This is a genomic window from Simiduia agarivorans SA1 = DSM 21679, from assembly GCF_000305785.2.
In the GTDB taxonomy this organism is placed as follows: Bacteria; Pseudomonadota; Gammaproteobacteria; order Pseudomonadales; family Cellvibrionaceae; genus Simiduia; species Simiduia agarivorans.
This window is the reverse complement of sequence record NC_018868.3, coordinates 2,017,634-2,035,024: the sequence shown is the minus strand read 5'-3', so window position 1 is coordinate 2,035,024 and position 17,391 is coordinate 2,017,634. Positions and strand designations below refer to the sequence as shown.

13 protein-coding genes and 1 tRNA gene are annotated in these 17,391 nt (G+C 55.2%); all 14 read left to right on the top strand.

All coding sequences use genetic code 11. The annotated features are described in order from the left end of the window. The first annotated feature begins 22 nt into the window (after positions 1–22). Positions 23–98, top strand: a tRNA-Trp gene (locus M5M_RS09065). Positions 99–130: 32 nt separating this feature from the next. Beyond that, positions 131–499 (top strand): preprotein translocase subunit SecE, encoded by a 369-nt coding sequence (gene secE, locus M5M_RS09060; RefSeq protein ID WP_015047197.1) that lies wholly within the window; start codon positions 131–133, stop codon positions 497–499. Between the two features lie 16 nt (positions 500–515). After that, positions 516–1,049 (top strand): transcription termination/antitermination protein NusG, encoded by a 534-nt coding sequence (nusG, locus tag M5M_RS09055; protein ID WP_015047196.1) that lies wholly within the window; start codon positions 516–518, stop codon positions 1,047–1,049. A 159-nt stretch (positions 1,050–1,208) separates the two neighbouring features. Then, positions 1,209–1,640 carry a 50S ribosomal protein L11 gene (gene rplK / locus M5M_RS09050; protein ID WP_015047195.1) on the top strand — a complete coding sequence of 144 codons (432 nt, stop codon included), beginning with the start codon at positions 1,209–1,211 and terminating at the stop codon, positions 1,638–1,640. A 2-nt stretch (positions 1,641–1,642) separates the two neighbouring features. After that, the gene (gene rplA / locus M5M_RS09045; RefSeq protein ID WP_015047194.1) at positions 1,643–2,338 is read left to right on the top strand and encodes a 50S ribosomal protein L1; all 696 of its coding nucleotides are present in this window, start codon (positions 1,643–1,645) and stop codon (positions 2,336–2,338) included. Positions 2,339–2,554: 216 nt separating this feature from the next. After that, positions 2,555–3,049, top strand: a complete 495-nt coding sequence (rplJ, locus tag M5M_RS09040; protein WP_015047193.1) for a 50S ribosomal protein L10 — start codon at positions 2,555–2,557, stop codon at positions 3,047–3,049. 66 nt (positions 3,050–3,115) lie between these two features. After that, positions 3,116–3,487, top strand: coding sequence for a 50S ribosomal protein L7/L12 (rplL, locus tag M5M_RS09035; protein WP_015047192.1), 372 nt, complete (start codon positions 3,116–3,118; stop codon positions 3,485–3,487). A 225-nt stretch (positions 3,488–3,712) separates the two neighbouring features. Next, complete coding sequence (gene rpoB, locus M5M_RS09030; RefSeq protein WP_015047191.1) at positions 3,713–7,798, top strand: DNA-directed RNA polymerase subunit beta; 4,086 nt, start codon at positions 3,713–3,715, stop codon at positions 7,796–7,798. An 82-nt stretch (positions 7,799–7,880) separates the two neighbouring features. Further along, positions 7,881–12,101, top strand: a complete 4,221-nt coding sequence (rpoC, locus tag M5M_RS09025; protein ID WP_015047190.1) for a DNA-directed RNA polymerase subunit beta' — start codon at positions 7,881–7,883, stop codon at positions 12,099–12,101. A gap of 199 nt (positions 12,102–12,300) precedes the next feature. Continuing rightward, positions 12,301–12,672, top strand: coding sequence for a 30S ribosomal protein S12 (gene rpsL, locus M5M_RS09020; protein ID WP_015047189.1), 372 nt, complete (start codon positions 12,301–12,303; stop codon positions 12,670–12,672). 157 nt (positions 12,673–12,829) lie between these two features. Continuing rightward, the gene (gene rpsG / locus M5M_RS09015) at positions 12,830–13,300 is read left to right on the top strand and encodes a 30S ribosomal protein S7 (RefSeq protein ID WP_015047188.1); all 471 of its coding nucleotides are present in this window, start codon (positions 12,830–12,832) and stop codon (positions 13,298–13,300) included. A 147-nt stretch (positions 13,301–13,447) separates the two neighbouring features. Then, positions 13,448–15,565: an elongation factor G gene (gene fusA, locus M5M_RS09010; protein WP_015047187.1), complete on the top strand. Its 2,118-nt coding sequence runs from the start codon at positions 13,448–13,450 to the stop codon at positions 15,563–15,565. A gap of 40 nt (positions 15,566–15,605) precedes the next feature. Continuing rightward, a complete protein-coding gene (tuf, locus tag M5M_RS09005) occupies positions 15,606–16,799 on the top strand; it encodes an elongation factor Tu (protein ID WP_015047186.1) in 1,194 nt (397 codons plus the stop codon). Positions 16,800–17,007: 208 nt separating this feature from the next. Then, positions 17,008–17,319, top strand: coding sequence for a 30S ribosomal protein S10 (rpsJ, locus tag M5M_RS09000; RefSeq protein WP_015047185.1), 312 nt, complete (start codon positions 17,008–17,010; stop codon positions 17,317–17,319). The last annotated feature ends 72 nt before the right edge of the window (positions 17,320–17,391 follow it).

Sequence of the window (17,391 nt, the reverse complement as noted above, 5' to 3'; positions counted from 1 at the left end):
TAGTTTTAGCGTGAGCTAATACAGGCCAGTAGTTCAATTGGTAGAGCACCGGTCTCCAAAACCGGGTGTTGGGGGTTCGAGTCCCTCCTGGCCTGCCATTTTATAAGAGTGATGAAGGGTTGTTTCCCTGATGAATGCGAAAGTCGAAGCCCCGGAATATCGTTTCGATCTGATTAAGTGGTTGCTGGTGTTGGCTATAGTGGCCGGCATGGCGGTTGCCAACTCCCAGTTCGGTGAGGTGGCATTGCTGTATCGCATCCTCGGTCTGGTGGCTGCCGGTTTGGTTGCTATCTTCATCGCTGTGAAAACCGCCAAGGGCGCTGCGTTCTGGAATCTGATGCTTGAAGCTCAGGTGGAAGTGCGCAAGGTAGTATGGCCCACGCGCCAGGAGACCAACCAAACCACATTGATCGTGCTGGCGGTTGTATTCGTTATGGCGTTGATTTTGTGGGCTCTGGATTCAGTGCTGGGTTGGCTGGCATCACTGATTATCGGTTGATAACTAAGGGTGAGCAATGGCAAAGCGCTGGTATGTAGTACACGCCTACTCGGGGTTTGAGAAGAAGGTTGCCTCTTCGCTGAAGGAGCGTATCGAACTGCATAATATGCAGGATATGTTCGGCGACGTGCTGGTTCCCACTGAAGAAGTGGTTGAGATGCGCGGCGGACAAAAGCGTAAGAGCGAGCGCAAATTCTTCCCGGGATATGTGTTGGTCCAAATGGAGTTGAATGACGACACTTGGCACCTGGTAAAAGAAACGCCTCGCGTGATGGGTTTCATTGGTGGTAAGGCCGACAAGCCTGCGCCAATTACCGAGAAAGAAGCTCAGGCCATTCTGCAGCGTGTTGATGATTCTGCAGATAAGCCCAAGCCCAAGACAATTTTTGAGCCCGGTGAAATGGTCCGCGTATGCGATGGCCCGTTCAACGACTTTAACGGTGTGGTTGAAGAAGTTAACTACGAAAAGAGCAAGCTGCGCGTAGCAGTTTTGATTTTCGGTCGCTCCACACCGGTAGAACTGGATTTCGGTCAGGTCGAAAAGACCTGAGTGTAAATTCGTAAAATTCACCTTCCTGCACGGGCTCCGTGCGGGGAGGTTTTCGCGTCTCTGTATTTTGCTCGTCAAGTACAGAGTGTGGGGAGCCGGAGACGATGGCGCTGCCAATGCCATCCGAGGCGTTAATCACCCAAACTATGGGAGTACATCATGGCTAAGAAAATTCAGGCTTATATTAAGCTGCAGGTAGGGGCCGGTAAGGCCAACCCGTCGCCGCCCGTGGGTCCAGCCCTGGGTCAGCACGGTGTGAATATCATGGAATTCTGTAAGGCGTTCAACGCCCAGACCGGTGATATGGAAGTAGGTGCACCTGTGCCCGTTGTGATCAGTGTATACAGTGATCGCTCTTTTACCTTCACCATGAAGACGCCGCCGGCATCTTACCTGCTGAAGAAGGCTGCTGGTATCAAGAGCGGTTCACCCCGCCCGAATACCCAGAAAGTGGGCACTGTGACCCGCGCTCAGCTGGAAGAGATCGTTAACACCAAGCGTCCTGACCTGACCGCTGCTGATATGGACGCCGCAGTGCGCACTATCGCCGGTTCTGCTCGCGCTATGGGTCTGGAAGTGGAGGGTCTGTAAGAATGGCTAAGTTAACTAAGCGTCAGCGCGCTATCCGCGAAAAAGTAGACGGCGCCAAGCTGTACAGCATCTCCGAAGCCGTAGCTCTTCTGAAAGAAGTGTCTTCCGTTAAATTCGGTGAGACCGTAGATGTTGCCGTCAATCTGGGTATTGACCCACGTAAATCCGACCAGACCGTTCGCGGTGCGACTACTCTGCCACACGGCACCGGTAAGTCTGTACGCGTGGCCGTGTTTGCTCAGGGTGCCAATGCAGAAGCGGCCAAGGCTGCGGGCGCAGAGCACGTGGGCATGGACGAGCTGGCAGCCGAGATCAAAGGCGGCCTGATGGACTTTGATGTTGTTATCGCCGAACCTGCTGCTATGCGCGTAGTAGGTGCTCTGGGTCAGGTTCTGGGTCCGCGTGGCCTGATGCCAAACCCCAAGACCGGCACTGTGACCCCCGATGTTGTGACTGCGGTTAACAACGCCAAGGCCGGTCAGGTTCGCTACCGTGCCGAGAAGGGCGGTATCGTCCACGGCGGTATCGGCAAGCTGTCTTTCGAAGAGAAGGCACTGAAAGAAAACCTGGAAGCGCTGGTAGGCGATCTGAAGCGCGCCAAGCCAGCCTCTTCCAAAGGTGTTTACCTGAAGCGTATCACCCTGAGCACCACCATGGGCCCGGGTTTGTTGATCGATCAGGCGTCTCTGGACATCTAAGACCAGAGCAAAAAGTACTTTGGGGGCCAGCGTCAGCTGGTCCATCAAAGACCGTAGGCAGGTTTGTCCTTTAATGGTAATTCGCCTACGCAGATGGTGGCCCAATTCAGTTTTTTGCTGGATTTGATACACCGAAAAACGCGGCACAGCAGCTATGTGGTGGTTGTGCCGATTTGTTAACGATTAGCTGAGCTAATCAAATCCAGGAGTAAGATCGTGGCACTAGGACTCGAAGACAAAAAAGCGATTGTCGCTGAAGTCCAGGAAGCTGCTAAGAGCGCTCTGTCTGCAGTAGTAGCTGACGCACGCGGTGTAACCGTGTCGGCTATGACTGCGCTGCGCAAAGAAGCCCGTGATAACGGCGTATGGCTGAAAGTTGTACGTAACACGCTGGCTCGTCGCGCAGTAGAGGGCACTGACTACGCATGTCTGGTTGACTCATTCGTGGGTCCATCAATCATTGCGTTCTCCAACGAGCACCCAGGTGCAGGCGCGCGTATTCTGCGTGACTTCGCCAAAGGTAACGACAAGTTGGAGCTGAAGTCAGCCGCTTTCGAAGGCAATGTGGTAGATATCGCACTGTTGGCAAGCCTGCCAACGTACGACGAAGCTATCGCACGCCTGATGAGCACTATGAAAGAAGCAGCTGCTGGCAAGCTGGTCCGCACTATTGCGGCCATTCGCGACCAGAAAGAGCAAGCCGCAGCTTAATCAATACGATTATCTGCAGGCATAAACATTTTCGAGCTAACGCTCAAACAATTTAGGAATTGAGTCATGTCTCTGACTAAAGACGATATCATCAATGCAATTGCTGAAATGTCCGTAACTGACGTTGTGGAACTGATTTCTGCTATGGAAGAAAAATTCGGCGTTTCTGCAGCGGCTGCTGTAGCTGTTGCTGCTGGCGGTGACGCTGGTGCGGCTGCTGAAGAGAAGACCGAGTTCGACATCGTACTGGCTGCTGCTGGCGACAAGAAGGTTAACGTGATCAAGGCCGTTCGCGGTATCACTGGTCTGGGCCTGAAAGAAGCTAAAGAGCTGGTAGACGGCGCACCTAAGACCATCAAGGAAGCCGTTGCGAAAGAAGAAGCTGAAGCCGCTAAGAAAGAGCTGGAAGAAGCTGGCGCAACTGTAGAGCTGAAGTAATTCGGTTTTGCATAGCGCAGTCGGTAGCAAACACTGCTGACTCGGGCTGGCGGGTGTAAAACCCGCCGGCCTTTTTGCCGTTTACGACCTACGGTAAAAGGTCGAGCGAAAACCGGTGTTTTCGCGTTCAGCAAATGCTGGCGAAATGTAGCAATTAAGTGCCACCCGCACTTATCGGCTCAGAGATTCCAAAAGCCCAAATCGTGAACAAGCTGGGGAATACTGATGGCTTACTCATATACTGAGAAAAAACGTATCCGCAAGGACTTCGGCAAACTGCCGAGTGTAATGGATGTACCTTACCTCCTGGCGATTCAGTTGGACTCCTACAGAAAGTTTACCCAGGCAGACGCGTCTGCCGATGCTCGCACAGACTTCGGTTTGCACGCAGCATTCAAGTCGGTATTCCCTATTGTGAGTTATTCAGGGAACGCAGCCCTGGAATATGTCAGCTATGCCTTGGGCAAAGCGGCATTCGACGTTAATGAATGTATTCTGCGCGGCGTGACCTACGCGGCTCCCCTGCGCGTAAAAGTTCGGCTGATCATTTATGACAAAGAATCAGCGAACAAGTCCATCAAGGACATTAAAGAACAAGAAGTGTACATGGGCGAAATTCCGCTCATGACCGACAACGGTACCTTTGTGATCAACGGTACCGAGCGTGTGATCGTTTCCCAGCTGCACCGTTCACCCGGTGTATTCTTCGACCACGACAAGGGCAAAACCCACTCTTCAGGCAAGTTGCTGTTCAGCGCGCGCGTGATTCCCTACCGCGGTTCCTGGCTGGACTTCGAATTCGATCCGAAGGATTTGTTGTTCGTTCGTATCGACCGTCGCCGTAAACTGCCGGCCACTATTCTTCTGCGCGCGCTGGGCTTCACCAGTGAGCAGATGCTGGATATGTTCTTTGAAACCAGCAAGTACACCATCAATAAAGACGGTGAATTTGTGTTGGAGTTGGTGCCTTCCCGCCTGCGTGGTGACGTGGCAACCTTCGACATCAAAGACAAGAAAGGCAAGGTTCTGATCGAAGAAGGTCGTCGCATCACCGCCAAGCATATCCGCGATCTGGAAAAAGCCGGTATTACCGAGTTGGTGGTGCCAAACGATTACCTGGTTGGCAAGGCGCTGGCAAAAGACATTATCGACGAGAAGTCGGGCGAGCTGCTGCTGGAGTGTAATACCGAGATCTCTGATGAGGTGCTCGAGACACTGCGCGAAGCCAATGTTACCGGTATCGAAACCCTGTACACCAACGACATCGATTGCGGTCCGTTCATTTCCGATACGCTGCGCGTTGATCCGACCCGCTCCGAACTGGAGGCGTTGGTTGAAATCTATCGCATGATGCGCCCGGGTGAGCCGCCCACCAAGGAATCCGCCGAGACCTTGTTCCAGAACCTGTTCTTCAGTCAGGAGCGTTACGACCTGTCTGGCGTGGGCCGGATGAAGTTCAACCGTCGCCTGGGTCGCGAAGACGAAACCGGCGAAGGCGTTCTGTCCAACGACGACATCGTGGACGTGATGAAGACCCTGATCGAAATCCGCAACGGCAAAGGCGTGGTGGACGATATCGATCACCTGGGTAACCGTCGCGTGCGTTCCGTGGGCGAGATGGCAGAAAACCAATTCCGCGTTGGTCTCGTGCGCGTTGAGCGTGCCGTGAAAGAGCGTCTGTCCATGGCCGAAAGTGAAGGCCTGATGCCACAGGATCTGATCAACGCCAAGCCTGTTGCTGCGGCAGTAAAAGAGTTCTTCGGCTCTTCCCAGTTGTCCCAGTTCATGGACCAGAACAACCCGCTGTCTGAAGTGACGCACAAGCGCCGTGTATCGGCACTTGGCCCAGGCGGTCTGACCCGTGAGCGCGCAGGCTTCGAAGTGCGTGACGTACACCCGACCCACTACGGTCGCGTATGTCCGATCGAAACGCCTGAAGGTCCGAACATCGGTCTGATCAACTCCTTGGCAACCTTTGCCCGCACTAACGATTACGGCTTCCTGGAAAGCCCTTATCGCAAAGTGATCGACGGCAAGGTTACCGACGATATCGAATACCTGTCTGCGATTAACGAAGCCGAGCAGGTAATTGCTCAGGCATCCGCCGGCGTCGATAAAAACGGCAAGCTGTCCGAAGAGCTGGTATCCGTTCGTCACCTGAACGAATTTACCCTCAAGGCGCCGTCCGAAGTGACCTACATGGACGTGAGTCCACGTCAGGTAGTGTCGGTGGCTGCGTCCCTGATTCCATTCCTGGAACACGATGACGCCAACCGTGCATTGATGGGTTCTAACATGCAGCGCCAGGCTGTACCTACGCTGAAGGCTGAAAAGCCATTGGTGGGTACCGGTATGGAGCGTCACGTTGCGGTTGACTCCGGCGTGTGTGTGGTAGCCAAGCGTGGTGGCGTGGTTGACCGTGTGGATGCCTCGCGCATCGTGGTCAAAGTGAATGACGCCGAGGTGGAAACCGGTGATGCGGGTGTAGATATCTACAACCTCACCAAGTACACCCGTTCAAACCAGAACACCTGTATCAACCAGCGTCCGATCGTGAAAACCGGTGACGTGATTGCCCGCGGCGATGTGCTCGCAGACGGTCCGTCAGTGGATATGGGCGAGTTGGCACTGGGTCAGAACATGCGCATCGCGTTCATGCCCTGGAACGGTTACAACTTCGAAGACTCCATTTTGGTCTCCGAGCGCGTGGTACAGGAAGATCGTTTCACCACCATTCACATTCAGGAACTGACCTGTATTGCCCGTGACACCAAGCTCGGCAGCGAAGAAATCACCGCCGATATTCCCAACGTGGGTGAAGGTGCGCTGGCGAAACTGGACGAATCCGGCATTGTGTACATCGGTGCGGAAGTGGGCCCGGGCGACATTCTGGTGGGCAAGGTAACGCCGAAAGGTGAAACCCAGCTGACGCCGGAAGAGAAGTTGCTGCGTGCGATCTTCGGTGAAAAAGCGTCTGACGTGAAAGACACCTCTTTGCGTGTTGGCACCGGTACCCGCGGTACCGTGATCGACGTGCAGGTGTTTACCCGCGACGGCATTGAAAAAGACCAGCGTTCGAAAGAAATTGAGAAAGCCCAGCTGGACAAGGTGCGCAAGGACCTGAACGAAGAGTACCGCATCATGGAAGCGGCCACCTTCGAGCGCCTGCGCGCCGCGTTGGTTGGTCAGAAAGTGTCTTCCGGTAAGGGTGTCAAAAAAGGCGAAGCCCTGACCGACGAGATTCTGAACGATCTGCCGTTCGAGCAGTGGTACAAGTTGCGCATGGCTGATGACGCGCTCAACGAGCAGTTGGATGCCGCCGAAGCGCAGTTGATTGAGCGTCGCAAGATCCTCGACGAGCGGTTCGAAGACAAGAAGCGCAAGCTGGAAACCGGTGACGACCTGTCACCCGGTGTGCTCAAGGTGGTTAAGGTTTACCTGGCTATCAAGCGTCGCATCCAGCCCGGTGACAAGATGGCCGGTCGTCACGGTAACAAAGGTGTTATCTCCGTGATCATGCCGGTTGAAGACATGCCTTACGATGAAAACGGCGTGCCCGTGGATATCGTACTGAACCCATTGGGTGTTCCTTCGCGGATGAACGTGGGTCAGGTGCTGGAAATGCACCTGGGTATGGCGGCCAAAGGTCTCGGCGACAAGATCAATGCCATGGTGGAAGAGCAGCGTAAAGTTGCCGATCTGCGCAAGTTTCTGGAAGAGATCTACAACAAGACTGGCGAAGTGGTTGGCAAGGAGGATATCGCCTCCCTGTCCGACGACGAAGTGATCGCTCTGGCGCAAAACCTGCGTGCCGGTGTGCCCATGGCTACCCCCGTGTTCGACGGCGCCAAGGAAACTGAGATCAAAGCCCTGCTGCGTCTGGCTGATCTGCCAGAGAGTGGTCAGGTACAGTTGTACGATGGCCGCACCGGTGACGCCTTCCAGCGTCAGACCACGGTTGGCTACATGTACATGCTGAAACTGAACCATCTGGTGGACGACAAGATGCATGCGCGTTCGACCGGCTCTTACAGCCTGGTTACCCAGCAGCCGCTGGGTGGTAAGGCGCAGTTCGGTGGTCAGCGCTTCGGTGAGATGGAAGTGTGGGCACTGGAAGCATACGGTGCCGCATACACCCTGCAGGAAATGCTTACCGTTAAGTCGGATGACGTGAACGGCCGGACCAAGATGTATAAGAACATCGTTGACGGCGATCATCGCATGGAGCCCGGCATGCCGGAATCCTTCAACGTACTGGTGAAGGAAATCCGCTCGCTCGGCATCAATATGGAATTGGAACACGATTCCTAATTGTTGACTGAAAGACTTTGAGAGGCGGGCGAAAGCCCGCCGGCAAACCCGGAGCTACTAAGAGCCCATTGGAGGAAGCGCCTTGAAAGACTTACTTAATCTGCTGAAGTCCCAGGGACAAGTTGAAGAATTTGACGCGATCCGTATCGGTCTGGCCTCGCCCGACATGATCCGGTCCTGGTCATTTGGAGAAGTGAAAAAGCCAGAGACCATTAACTACCGTACCTTCAAGCCTGAGCGTGAAGGTTTGTTCTGTGCCAAGATTTTTGGCCCGGTAAAAGACTACGAGTGCTTGTGCGGAAAGTACAAGCGCATGAAGCACCGTGGCATCATCTGTGAAAAGTGTGGCGTTGAAGTGACATTGGCCAAAGTGCGTCGCGAGCGCATGGGCCACATCGAGCTGGCGAGCCCCGTGGCTCACATCTGGTTCCTGAAGTCACTGCCGAGCCGTATCGGCCTGCTGCTGGATATGACCCTGCGCGATATCGAGCGGGTGCTGTACTTTGAATCCTACGTGGTGACCGAGCCGGGCATGACCACGTTGGAGCGCGGTCAGCTGCTGAACGACGAGCAGTACTTTGAAGCCATGGAAGAGTTCGGTGATGAATTCGAAGCCTCCATGGGTGCCGAAGCCATTCAGAAGTTGATGGCGGATATCGAACTCAAATCTGAAATTCAGTTTTTGCGTGAAGAGATCCCCAACACCAACTCTGAAACCAAGATCAAAAAATACTCCAAGCGCCTGAAGCTGTTGGAAGCGTTTGAAAACTCCGGCAACAAGCCCGAGTGGATGGTGCTGGAAGCCCTGCCCGTGCTGCCGCCGGATCTGCGTCCGCTGGTACCTCTGGATGGCGGTCGTTTCGCCACCTCAGATCTGAACGATCTGTATCGTCGCGTGATCAACCGTAACAATCGTCTGAAGCGTCTGCTGGATCTGTCTGCGCCTGACATCATCGTGCGAAACGAAAAGCGCATGCTGCAGGAAGCGGTTGACGCCCTGTTGGATAACGGTCGTCGCGGCCGCGCCATCACCGGCTCCAACAAGCGTCCGCTGAAGTCCCTGGCCGACATGATCAAAGGTAAGCAGGGTCGTTTCCGTCAGAACCTGCTCGGTAAGCGCGTGGATTACTCCGGTCGTTCGGTGATCGTGGTAGGTCCGACCCTGCGTCTGCACCAGTGCGGTCTGCCCAAGAAAATGGCGCTGGAACTGTTCAAGCCATTCATCTTCTCCAAGCTGGAGCTGAAAGGCCTGGCCACCACCATCAAAGCCGCCAAGAAAATGGTTGAGCGCGAAGAAGCAGTGGTGTGGGATATCCTGGACGAAGTGATCCGCGAGCATCCGGTACTGCTGAACCGTGCACCTACCCTGCACCGTCTGGGTATCCAGGCGTTTGAGCCAGTGCTGATTGAAGGTAAAGCGATTCAGCTGCACCCGCTGGTGTGTGCGGCCTACAACGCCGACTTCGACGGTGACCAGATGGCTGTACACGTACCGCTGACACTGGAAGCCCAGTTGGAAGCGCGTGCGCTGATGATGTCCACCAACAATATCCTGTCGCCCGCCAACGGTGAGCCGATTATCGTGCCGTCCCAGGACGTGGTACTGGGTCTGTACTGGATGACCCGTGAGCGCGTGAACGACAAAGGCGAAGGCATGGTTTTTGCCGACACCAAAGAAGTGAACCGTGCTTACCATGCCAAGCAGGCGAACCTGCAGGCGAAGATCAAAGTCCGTATCAACGAAGTCACCTTCGGCGAACAGGGCGAGCGCATCGAAGAAACCAAGATTGTCGACACCACCGTTGGCCGCGTGCTGCTGTGGGAAATCGTGCCAGAGGGTATCCCCTTTGAGATGGTTAACCGGGCTATGGTGAAGAAGGCGATCTCTGCGATCATCAACTTCTGTTACCGCCAGGTGGGCTTGAAGTCGTCGGTAATCTTTGCCGACCAGCTGATGTACATGGGTTATCAGTACTCCACCAAGTCAGGTTCTTCTATCGGTGTGAACGATTTCGAAATTCCTGAAGCAAAAGCCAAGATTGTTGACCGCGCTGAGAACGATGTGAAAGAAATCGAAGCTCAGTTCGCCGCCGGTCTGGTAACTGCAGGTGAGAAATACAACAAAGTGATTGATATCTGGTCGCGCGCTAACGACCAGGTGGCCAAATCCATGATGGAAGGCATCAGTAAAGAAACTGTTGTTAACCGCGAAGGCAAAGAAGAGACGCAGGATAGCTTCAACTCGGTGTACATGTACGCCGACTCCGGTGCCCGTGGTTCGCCAGCGCAGATCCGTCAGCTGGCCGGTATGCGTGGTCTGATGGCACGTCCCGATGGCTCGATCATCGAAACGCCCATCACAGCCAACTTCCGTGAAGGCCTGAACGTACTGCAGTACTTCATCTCTACGCACGGTGCGCGTAAGGGTCTGGCGGATACCGCTCTGAAGACCGCGAACTCCGGTTACCTGACCCGTCGTCTGGTAGACGTGGCGCAGGACGTGGTAGTGACCGAAAACGATTGCGGTACCGACAACGGCCTGACCATGTCGCCGGTAATTGAAGGTGGTGACGTGATCGAATCCTTGGGTGATCGCATCTTGGGCCGTGTAGTGGCGCGCGACGTGATCCGTCCGGGCTCCGACGAAATCCTGATTCCCGCCGGCACCATGATCGACGAGAAGTGGGTAGAGCGCATTGAGCAGATGGGTATCGATGAGGTGCAGGTACGCAGCCCGATTACCTGTGAAACCCGTCAGGGTATCTGTGCCCAGTGTTACGGTCGCGATCTGGCCCGTGGCCATCGCGCCAACATCGGTGAATCCATCGGTGTTATCGCGGCCCAGTCTATCGGTGAGCCGGGTACCCAGCTGACCATGCGTACCTTCCACATCGGTGGTGCGGCATCGCGGGCCTCTGCGGCCGACAGCGTGGCGGTTAAGCAGGAAGGTACTATCCGTCTGCACAACATGAAAGTGGTTACCCGCGAGTCCGGTGATCTGGTGGCGGTATCCCGTTCCGGTGAGCTGGCAGTTGCCGATGCCAACGGTCGCGAGCGCGAGCGTTACAAGATCCCGTACGGTGCAGTAATTATCGTGCAGGAAGGCGCTGAAGTGGAAGGTGGCCAGGTTGTGGCCAAGTGGGATCCGCATACCCACCCGATCGTTACCGAAGTGGCCGGTCAGGTAGCCTTCTCCGGTATGGAAGAGGGGCTGACTATCCGTCGTCAGACGGACGAGTTGACCGGTCTGTCCTCTATTGAGGTGATCGACCCGGCCGAGCGCCCCGCCGCTGGTAAGGATCTCAAGCCTGCCATTACCCTGCTCGACGAGAAGGGCAATGAGCTGCACTTGCCCAATACCAACGTGCCGGCGCACTATGCGCTGCCCGCCAAGGCGATTCTGTCGCTCAACAACGGCGACAAGATCAGCGTCGGTGACGTACTGGCCCGTATCCCGCAGGAAGGCTCCAAGACCCGCGATATTACCGGTGGTCTGCCGCGGGTTGCCGACTTGTTCGAAGCCCGTAAGCCGAAAGAGCCGTCAATCCTGGCGGAAATCACCGGTACCGTCAGCTTCGGTAAGGAAACCAAAGGCAAGCGTCGCCTGATCATCACCCCGAACGATGGTCAGCCTTTAGCTGATGGCTCTACCCATTACGAAGTGCTGATACCCAAGCATCGCCAGCTGACCGTGTTTGAAGGTGAGCAGGTAGCCAAGGGTGAAGTGGTGTCCGATGGCCCGAGCAACCCCCATGATATCCTGCGTCTGCAGGGCGTGGAGGCGCTGGCGCGCTACATCACCAACGAGATCCAGGACGTTTACCGTCTGCAGGGTGTGGGTATTAACGATAAGCACATTGAAACCATCTGCCGGCAGATGCTGCGCAAGGTGGAGATCACCAGTATGGGTGATTCCAGCTTTGTGAAGGGCGAGCAAGCGGAGTACCACAAGGTGCTGGAAGAGAACGAGCGCCTGCGTGCCGAAGGCAAGCAGCCGGCGACGTTTGAGCGTCAGCTGCTGGGTATCACCAAGGCTTCGCTGGCCACCGAATCCTTCATTTCCGCGGCCTCCTTCCAGGAGACCACGCGCGTACTGACCGAAGCGGCCGTAACCGGCAAGCGCGACGATCTGCGCGGTCTGAAGGAGAACGTCGTGGTCGGTCGCCTGATTCCCGCCGGTACCGGTCTCGCCTACCACGCCGACCGTCGCCGCAACCGCGATGCCGGTGTGTCGGAAGGTGGCGTGAGCGCAGCAGAAGTGGAAGCCGCGTTGACCGAAGCCCTGAAATCCAGCGCCAGCTGAGGTCGGGGCGCGGGGGCCGGAGGCCCCTGCAAGAACAGCAGGGTGGGGGAATAGCCAAGATGGTTGTTTTTCCACCTTGACGGAGGCGGGGGGCGTCATTAAAATGCGCCTCCCGCTTTTTCTGAGTGGGACGGGCTTTGCCCGTACTGTAAACACACTGCTTTCGGGCAGTGAAATTAAGTTAGTGGAGTTTATTTTCATGGCAACGATCAACCAGTTGGTTCGTAAGCCGAGAAAACGTAAGGTTGTGAAGAGCGACGTACCCGCCCTGCAGGCCAACCCGCAGAAGCGTGGCGTTTGTACTCGCGTTTACACCACTACCCCCAAGAAGCCAAACTCAGCTTTGCGTAAGGTTTGCCGTGTGCGCCTGACCAATGGCTTTGAAGTAACTTCTTACATTGGTGGTGAAGGTCACAACCTGCAAGAGCACAGCGTGGTGCTGATCCGTGGCGGTCGTGTAAAAGACTTGCCCGGTGTGCGTTACCACACAGTGCGTGGCTCCTTGGATACTGCTGGCGTGAAAGACCGTAAGCAGCGTCGTTCCAAGTATGGTGCCAAGCGTCCTAAGTGATCCCTGTCGATCACCTAGTGACATACGTTTTCGGTTGAACCGAGTAAGGCTAAGCGCGCTTGCCCCGTTGAAGTGATTGAGAGCCCAGGCTTTTCGGGCATTTGAACAGCGGTAAGAGCGGAGTCTTAGAGAAACCTAAAGATAGAGGCGATTTAAAATGCCAAGAAGACGCGTCGTCGCCAAGCGCGAAGTATTGCCAGATCCCAAATTCGGCAATGTTACGCTGGCGAAATTCATGAACCACGTGATGATCAGTGGTAAGAAGTCAGTCGCGGAGCGTATCGTTTACGGTGCGCTGGAAATCGTTCAGACCAAACTGAACCGCGACCCCCTGGAAGTGTTTGACGAGGCGCTGGAAGCCATCGCTCCGCTGGTGGAAGTTAAATCCCGCCGCGTGGGTGGTGCCACTTACCAGGTGCCCGTAGAAGTTCGTCCTGCCCGTCGTTCTGCCCTGGCCATGCGCTGGCTGGTGGATTACTCCCGCAACCGCGGTGAGAAGTCCATGCCCCAGCGTCTGGCGGGTGAGCTGATCGACGCTTCACAAGGCAAAGGTGCCGCTGTGAAGAAGCGCGAAGACGTTCATCGCATGGCAGAAGCGAACAAGGCGTTCAGCCACTACCGCTTCTAATAGCCCTGCGCTATGCAAGAGGCAGCTTCGGCTGCCTTTTGTTGTTCCCACCCAGCGGAAGTCTCCTGCAAAGCGTCCCTTTCTGAAGCCCGTCGCTTTCCAAGAGTCTTTTGAAATAAAGCAGCTACTCACTTAGGGGATAAGACTGTGGCACGCAAGACGCCCATTTCTCGCTATCGCAATATTGGTATTTGTGCGCACGTAGATGCGGGCAAGACCACCACTACCGAGCGCGTGTTGTTCTATACCGGTCTGTCTCACAAAATCGGTGAGGTGCACGACGGTGCTGCCACCATGGACTGGATGGAGCAGGAACAGGAGCGGGGTATTACTATTACTTCTGCTGCTACCACTTGTTTCTGGCGCGGGATGGATGCGCAGTTTGAAGAGCATCGCGTCAATATTATTGATACCCCCGGTCACGTGGATTTCACCATTGAGGTGGAGCGTTCCCTGCGCGTACTCGACGGTGCGGTAGTGGTGCTGTGTGCGTCTTCGGGCGTGCAGCCACAGACCGAGACGGTCTGGCGCCAGGCCAATAAGTACGAAGTGCCACGCATGGTGTTCGTCAACAAGATGGACCGCATGGGCGCCAGCTTCATGCGCGTGGTCGAGCAGCTGAAAACGCGTTTGGGCGCATATCCCGTGCCGTTACAGATGACCATTGGCGCTGAAGATTCGTTTAAAGGCGTGGTGGACCTGGTCAAAATGAAGGCCATCATGTGGAACGAAGAAGACCAGGGTATGACCTTCAACTACGAGCCGATTCCGGCCGAGTTGCAGGTCAAGTGCGAAGAAATGCGCGAATTCCTGATTGAGGCTGCTGCCGAAGCGAACGAGGACTTGATGAACAAGTACCTCGAAGGTGAGGAGCTAACCGAAGCCGAGATCAAGGCCGCTATCCGCCAGCGCACGCTGGCGAACGAAATTGTGCCGGTGTTGGGCGGATCTGCGTTCAAGAATAAGGGCGTGCAGGCCGTGCTCGACGCGGTGATTGAATACCTGCCGTCGCCCACGGAAGTGAAGGCTATCGATGGGGTGCTGGAAGACGGCGAGACCCATGATACCCGTGTGGCCGATGACGACGCGCCTTTCTCAGCGCTGGCGTTCAAGATTGCTACAGACCCCTTTGTAGGCAACCTGACCTTTATCCGGGTTTACTCGGGCAAGCTGTCCAGTGGTGACCAGGTGTACAACTCGGTCAAGGGTAAAAAAGAGCGCATCGGGCGCATGGTGCAGATGCACGCTAATAACCGTCAGGAAATCAAAGAAGTGCTGGCGGGCGATATCGCCGCGGTGATTGGCCTGAAGGATGTGACCACGGGTGAAACCCTGTGTGATCTGGACAAGAAAATTACACTTGAACGCATGGAGTTCCCCGAGCCGGTAATTTCGGTTGCGGTGGAACCCAGAACCAAGGCGGATCAGGACAAAATGGGTGTTGCGCTGTCCAAGTTGGCGCAAGAGGATCCGTCCTTCCGCGTGCATACCGATGAAGAAACCGGGCAGACCATTATCTCCGGTATGGGTGAGTTGCACCTGGATATTATTGTCGATCGCATGCGTCGCGAGTTTGCGGTTGAAGCCAATATCGGTAAGCCGCAGGTGGCCTACCGTGAGCGGATCAAAAATACCTGTGAAATTGAAGGCAAGTTCGTGCGCCAGTCCGGTGGCCGTGGTCAGTATGGCCACTGCTGGATCCGGTTCGAACCTGCAGAAAACGACAACGCCGATAAGGTGGAATTCGTTTCAGAAATTGTTGGTGGTGTGATTCCGAAGGAATACATCCCTGCAATCGGCAAGGGTATCGAAGAGCAGGCCAAAAACGGCGTGCTCGGCGGCTATCCATTGCTGGGCTTGAAGGCAACTGTATTCGACGGTTCCTTCCACGATGTTGACTCCAGTGAAATGGCGTTCAAAATTGCCGCTTCCATGGCCACCAAGCAGTTGTCGCAAAAAGGCGGCGCAGTCCTGCTTGAGCCAATGATGAAAGTGGAAGTGGTAACGCCGGAGGAGAACATGGGCGATGTGGTGGGCGATCTTAACCGTCGTCGTGGCATTATCCACGGCATGGAAGACAGTCCATCTGGCAAAATCGTCAACGCCGAGGTGCCGCTGGCCGAAATGTTCGGTTATGCTACGGCGCTGCGATCAGCCACCCAGGGGCGTGCTACTTACTCCATGGAGTTCCAGCAGTACGCTGAGGCGCCCTCGAATGTCGCGCAGGAAATCATTGCCAAGAGCAGGGTTGCTAGCGATCACTAACTTACTATCTATCAAATTTATAATTTGAGGTTATAACAAAATGGCTAAGGCTAAGTTTGAACGTAACAAGCCCCACGTAAACGTGGGCACCATCGGTCACGTTGACCACGGTAAAACCACTCTGACCGCAGCTCTGACTCGCGTATGTGCGGAAGTTTGGGGCGGTGAAGCAGTTGCTTTCGACGGTATCGATTCTGCGCCAGAAGAGCGTGAGCGTGGTATTACCATCTCTGCTGCTCACGTAGAGTACGATTCACCAGTGCGTCACTACGCACACGTAGATTGCCCGGGCCACGCCGACTACGTTAAGAACATGATTACCGGTGCTGCCCAGATGGACGGCGCTATCCTGGTTTGTTCCGCTGCTGACGGCCCCATGCCGCAGACCCGTGAGCACATCCTGTTGTCCCGTCAGGTAGGTGTACCTTACATCGTGGTATTCCTGAACAAAGCTGACATGGTAGACGACGAAGAGCTGCTGGAGCTGGTTGAGATGGAAGTTCGTGAGCTGTTGAGCCAATACGAATTCCCAGGCGACGACACCCCGATCATCATCGGTTCTGCGCTGATGGCCCTGAACGGTCAGGACGACAAAGAAATGGGTACTACCGCTGTTAAGAAGCTGGTAGAGACCCTGGATTCTTACATTCCTGAGCCAGAGCGTGCCATCGACGGTGCCTTCCTGATGCCAATCGAAGACGTATTCTCTATCTCTGGTCGCGGTACTGTAGTAACCGGCCGTGTAGAGCGTGGTATCGTGAAAGTGGGCGAGGAAATCGAGATCGTTGGTATCCGCGACACCACCAAGACCACCTGTACCGGTGTTGAAATGTTCCGCAAGCTGCTGGACGAAGGCCGTGCTGGTGAGAACGTAGGTGTTCTGCTGCGTGGTACCAAGCGTGACGACGTAGAGCGTGGTCAGGTTCTGTGTAAGCCAGGTTCAATCAAGCCGCACACCAAGTTCCAAGGCGAAGTATACGTACTGTCCAAGGACGAAGGTGGTCGTCACACGCCATTCTTCAAAGGCTACCGTCCTCAGTTCTACTTCCGTACGACTGACGTGACTGGTGCAGTTGAGCTGCCAGAAGGCGTTGAGATGGTAATGCCAGGCGATAACATCCAGATGGAAGTTACCCTGATTGCACCTATCGCAATGGAAGACGGTCTGCGCTTTGCGATCCGTGAAGGCGGTCGTACCGTAGGTGCGGGCGTTGTTTCCAAGATCATCGAGTAATGATCGGCCGGTCTGACCGGCAAAAAGGCCCCGCCCGGCGGGGCCTTTGTTTTGCTAACTAATTGATTTTCAAGGTAAAAGCGAATAGTTGGCTAAAAAATCAACCGGCGCTTGACAGGGGGCGGTGCCGCCCTTAGAATTGCGCCTCCGTTTTTCAGGGATTTCCCCTGGCGGATTGTTCTTTACAGTATTTTGGAGTTAGGTTCAGATGCAGAATCAACGCATTCGCATTCGCCTGAAAGCGTTCGATCACAAGTTGATCGATGCGTCTACACAGGAAATCGTCGAGACCGCTAAGCGTACAGGTGCACAAGTGCGTGGTCCGATTCCGTTGCCGACTCGTCGCGAGCGTTTCACCGTTCTGATCTCCCCGCACGTTAACAAAGACGCGCGCGATCAGTACGAAATCCGCACACATAAGCGTTTGTTGGATATCGTTGAGCCTACAGAAAAGACTGTAGACGCCCTCATGAAGCTGGATCTGGCTGCTGGCGTCGAAGTTCAAATTAGTCTCGGTTAATTAACAAAAGCTGCCTGCCCACTGGGGTGGTGCAGGTGTGTGTAACGCTCTGAAATGGGCGGCCATAGCGGG

Coding starts and splice junctions, on each gene's coding strand:
- rplL (WP_015047192.1), top strand. CDS start 3,116: ATGTCTCTGACTAAAGACGATATCATCAATGCAATTGCTGAAATGTCC.
- rpsL (WP_015047189.1), top strand. CDS start 12,301: ATGGCAACGATCAACCAGTTGGTTCGTAAGCCGAGAAAACGTAAGGTT.
- tuf (WP_015047186.1), top strand. CDS start 15,606: ATGGCTAAGGCTAAGTTTGAACGTAACAAGCCCCACGTAAACGTGGGC.
- rpsG (WP_015047188.1), top strand. CDS start 12,830: ATGCCAAGAAGACGCGTCGTCGCCAAGCGCGAAGTATTGCCAGATCCC.
- secE (WP_015047197.1), top strand. CDS start 131: ATGAATGCGAAAGTCGAAGCCCCGGAATATCGTTTCGATCTGATTAAG.
- rpsJ (WP_015047185.1), top strand. CDS start 17,008: ATGCAGAATCAACGCATTCGCATTCGCCTGAAAGCGTTCGATCACAAG.
- nusG (WP_015047196.1), top strand. CDS start 516: ATGGCAAAGCGCTGGTATGTAGTACACGCCTACTCGGGGTTTGAGAAG.
- rpoB (WP_015047191.1), top strand. CDS start 3,713: ATGGCTTACTCATATACTGAGAAAAAACGTATCCGCAAGGACTTCGGC.
- rplK (WP_015047195.1), top strand. CDS start 1,209: ATGGCTAAGAAAATTCAGGCTTATATTAAGCTGCAGGTAGGGGCCGGT.
- rplA (WP_015047194.1), top strand. CDS start 1,643: ATGGCTAAGTTAACTAAGCGTCAGCGCGCTATCCGCGAAAAAGTAGAC.